This is a genomic window from Microcystis sp. M20BS1 (assembly GCF_020245305.1).
Classification (GTDB): Bacteria; Cyanobacteriota; Cyanobacteriia; order Cyanobacteriales; family Microcystaceae; genus Microcystis; species Microcystis ichthyoblabe_A.
The window spans coordinates 1-3,554 of record NZ_JADBUZ010000132.1; the positions used below are offsets into that span (position 1 = coordinate 1).

The following is a 3,554-nucleotide window of genomic DNA, read 5'->3' on the forward strand; positions in this document are numbered from 1 at the left end:
ACAAGACCTGAAAAAAGATATAAAGGTCAACGCAGACACAGCAGTTTTTATGTGGGTCAACATCTCTATCATTGGCTCCAGCTACATCAAATGTTCCAAAAAAATATAGAAGAGCTAATGCAAATTAGCCGCTATCGGTTGAAGGATTACATCAAAGGACAAAGAGCGATATTGCTTGCCCTATCTACCTTCTAGCTCGCTTGTCCCCCTCTCAGAAAAACTTGACCAACTATCATTGGCTTACTTATTCTTAATTTGTTACTTTACTTTCCAAGGCGGATTTGGTATTACTTAGGCTGTTTGACCGCCTAGGTACTAGGCTATGGCTTTTCTACCAGCACTTTTTGAGAATTTACTAATGAGTGGGCTTGTGAGAGTTGAGGGTAATTAGAGTAAACTGAAAAGGTGTTATCATTTGGAGGTAAGTTGTTTTCGTTAACCACACAGCAAGCTATTAAGTCGGTTGAGCTTTGCCAAAGTCTCTCGGATGGATTTCGGGACATTGTTTTATTCCGATTTGACCCGTTACGGGGCGAAATTTATATCTTGGCAGGTGAAGACATTGAATTGATTATTTATGCCGATAGAAATTGGGAGTTTTTGCCAAATGAAGCCTAATTTTAACGAAATGAGCAAGTCCACTCTCAGAGCCTATGTTCTACAACACCGTGAGGATGATGAGGCTTTGCGGGCGTTGATGAGTCGTCGTGATCCGAATGCGATCAGGTATAATTTCCCTAGTACGGAGGAGGGTTTACGTCAAATGGAGGAGGTGATTCGCCGTAAAATTGAAGGGACTTTATAGGTATAGTCTTTTTTGCGGCTGACTCTGGGGTCTGGCAAATGCTGAAAATGCTGAAGAACAATCTTTCTCAAGAGCTTTGCTTCTTGTTGCTGCTGGCGGGTCAAAACTAGCTGACCAAAGCCTTTTGCCATAATAACTAACTGGGGAATGCCGACCGCTGTTCATTCTTAGGTTAACCCATTGAGTGTCTCCGAGACCGACTCAAAGGTTGTCAAGCTGGCACTCTATACTCCGTGTCGTTTGTCAAGTACAATTTGTACCAAAGTAAAGCAGTAATCTACCTACAAATATTTGAGTAACCTAACACAATGCAGTCATTTTTAACGATCTTCAACATTATTTGGGACAATGATCTATTTCATTGGATTACCCTTGCCGTTTTTTCAATTGCAACAGTATCGAAACTTAACGCCTAGTGAATTAGTAAATAGAGATAAATATACACTACCGCCTATCCCAATTTTTAGCGAATATATTTCAGAAATTTCTCCGTACTTTATCAAGAGCAATCAAGTAAATAGCGATACCGTTGATTGGTTATTGCGTTGCCTTGATCAAATGCCAGAGAGAGAACAAGCTTCTTCGGTTGATTTTATTTTAAGTAATCTTTCGATAGATATTGCTATTAAATTTCCACTATTAGTTTCATGGCTAAAAAATAATTATAACAATCATCAGAAACAAGCTCTTATTTCTCTAGTAGCTAGGCAAAACTTTAGAAATTTAATAGGAGCTATTAATTATAACAATTTTCGAGACTTAGTGAACTTAATTGTCAATAATATATACCTTGGAAATAATGATGAAAAGCAACTTATAAATCGCCAGCTTTTCTGGAGTAATTATAGCAATAGTTTTATGAGAATAAAAATTTTACTTCCTGAACAAACCTATTCTATTATTGGCAATAAATTTAGGGAATATCAAGACATTCTGAAATTAGAAGATGACGGAAGCAATCCCACAGAGTTGTGTATATTTGATTTTTGATAGTGAAACAGAAAGTCTGTTGATATTAAGTTGAGTGCGATCGCTGATCTGGTAGATTGCGTTAGACAACAATCCCAAAATTAGGGGCGCAAAGAACTTGCACCCTCTAGATATCACAGTAATTCCCCTGACCGTGGCTTCTAGCGGATCATTGCCCGGAGGGAACTAGAAAGTTGATTGGCTGCCCGTGCGGCCACCAATCCCGAAAGGGCAGCAACCACCACTGTAGCAAGGCAGGTTAGCTGGGCTGCCCCCGGCCCCCCCACCCCCAGCACCATCGCTACGGCAGTCAAAGGTAGGCGATAGCCACCAGCAATACCGGCCGCTGCCCCCGCCGCACCCGCCAGATCCCCCGAAATCTCAAAGGTGGTGGCGAACACCCGGCCACTGAGGTCGCCGATCGCCAGAAAAGGGACAAACACGCCGCCACAGCCCCCGGCTAAAACCGCAGCGGTGGTGGCCGCGGCCCGGAGCAGAGCTACCGCTAACAGATGGTAAGGAGTTGTTTTAATGTTTTCGGCCCAGACGATAGCAGCTCCCCCCGGCCCAAAAGCCGCTGCCGGAGTCGCCACCCGTCCGATCACGATCGCCAAGAACAGCATCATCAGGCCACCAATGAGGAGACGAGTGCCAGGCCTGTCCCGCAAGCCTCTGGCCCAGTAGATCGCCTCACCGGTGAGGGCTGTAATCATGCCAGCGATCGCTCCGATCGATAAAGTGGCACCCACCGCATCCCAGAAGTCAGTCGGGGCAACCTGCGGCACCACCAGCCGGATCAGTTGCAGCTTAAAGGCAGCGTTGACTCCCCATCCCACCAGTCCCCCGGCTAACATCGCCGCTGCCCGCTCCGGGGTGATCGGAACCTGGCGTCGCTGACTCAACTCAAACATAAAAAAGCTGCCCACCAGAGGGATTCCCATCAGGGCAGAAACACTGGCCGCACCGCCACCGATGGCCAGAGGCCGCACCAGTTGACGCAGGGCTGGATTTATGCTACCCAACCAGGTTCCCGTCGCCACGCCAATATGAGCCGCCGGTGATTCTGTTCCCATGGGCGCACCCAGTCCAACGGTGGAGAGGATGGCCAGGGCGCGCAAGGGGGCTAGATTCCAGGGGAAGCGCTCTTCGGCGCCGGATGCGTTCACCACGTCACCGGTCAGGTCGGCGCGAGCAATGTCATGGGGGAAGGAGTACCAGGCCATGAGAGAACCCCAGCGGCCAGAGGCAGTGGCCTCGCGGGGAGCTAAGGTCTGCACAGGTTGGCCCTTACCCAGTCCAAACAGGACTAGCACTGCTAAGGTAACGCCCACCAGCGGCAGCAGCAGTAGCCAAAAGTTACCTAGGTCAGAGGCAATTCTCAGGGTTTGCTTAATTGCCTCAGTCAGCAATACCGCGGCCAGAGAGCCGATCAAACCGCCGAGCAGACCAGCAACGGTCCATGGGCCTACCCTGGTTAACAGAAGTTGTAGTTTGTTATTTAGCATCGCGCACAGAAAGTTAAGCTTTTATTGTTCCGATAGCAAGTCCATTTGAGTCGTCAAGCAAAACACCCTGAAAGTCTTTACCTAAAATGTCGGCTTGAAGGCTCTTGACATCCTCACCGCCGTAAACGGACGGTGATTCCCAAACCTCACGATTTGGGTTTCTGCTTCTTTCCCGAAGGATTTTTCGCACCTGCCTTAACAGATTTACTCTGTTCTGGTCTTATGGTCGCTCTACAGACTGACACCGCAAGCCCTGCGGCCAAAATATTTTTACT

At 47.5% G+C, this 3,554-nt stretch carries 5 protein-coding genes and 1 pseudogene; 4 read left to right on the forward strand and 2 right to left on the reverse strand.

The genetic code is table 11. The annotated features are described in order from the left end of the window. The 4 genes from IM507_RS13675 to IM507_RS13685 all read left to right on the forward strand — a co-directional run. Nucleotides 1–195 (forward strand): transposase (locus IM507_RS13675; RefSeq protein ID WP_287637206.1); only part of this gene is annotated, 195 nt, incomplete at its 5' end. A 210-nt stretch (nucleotides 196–405) separates the two neighbouring features. Continuing rightward, a complete protein-coding gene (locus IM507_RS23705) occupies nucleotides 406–618 on the forward strand; it encodes a DUF6888 family protein (protein WP_002736601.1) in 213 nt (70 codons plus the stop codon). Next, a complete protein-coding gene (locus IM507_RS13680; RefSeq protein ID WP_002736866.1) occupies nucleotides 608–805 on the forward strand; it encodes a DUF6887 family protein in 198 nt (65 codons plus the stop codon). The genes IM507_RS23705 and IM507_RS13680 overlap by 11 nt, the downstream gene beginning before the upstream one ends. Nucleotides 806–1,153: 348 nt before the next feature. Next, nucleotides 1,154–1,795, forward strand: coding sequence for an EH signature domain-containing protein (locus IM507_RS13685; protein ID WP_069473961.1), 642 nt, complete (start codon nucleotides 1,154–1,156; stop codon nucleotides 1,793–1,795). Between the two features lie 140 nt (nucleotides 1,796–1,935). On the opposite strand, the gene IM507_RS13690 is transcribed toward IM507_RS13685, so the two are convergent. Then, nucleotides 1,936–3,279 (reverse strand): chloride channel protein, encoded by a 1,344-nt coding sequence (locus IM507_RS13690; RefSeq protein WP_024970614.1) that lies wholly within the window; start codon nucleotides 3,277–3,279, stop codon nucleotides 1,936–1,938. Nucleotides 3,280–3,425: 146 nt separating this feature from the next. Further along, nucleotides 3,426–3,554: pseudogene (locus tag IM507_RS13695) on the reverse strand (RNA-guided endonuclease TnpB family protein); the annotation flags it as partial.

Bases quoted from the DNA above. Each gene is read 5' to 3' on its own strand.
- IM507_RS13680 (WP_002736866.1), top strand. From the start codon at position 608: ATGAAGCCTAATTTTAACGAAATGAGCAAGTCCACTCTCAGAGCCTAT.
- IM507_RS13685 (WP_069473961.1), top strand. From the start codon at position 1,154: ATGATCTATTTCATTGGATTACCCTTGCCGTTTTTTCAATTGCAACAG.
- IM507_RS13690 (WP_024970614.1), bottom strand. From the start codon at position 3,279: ATGCTAAATAACAAACTACAACTTCTGTTAACCAGGGTAGGCCCATGG.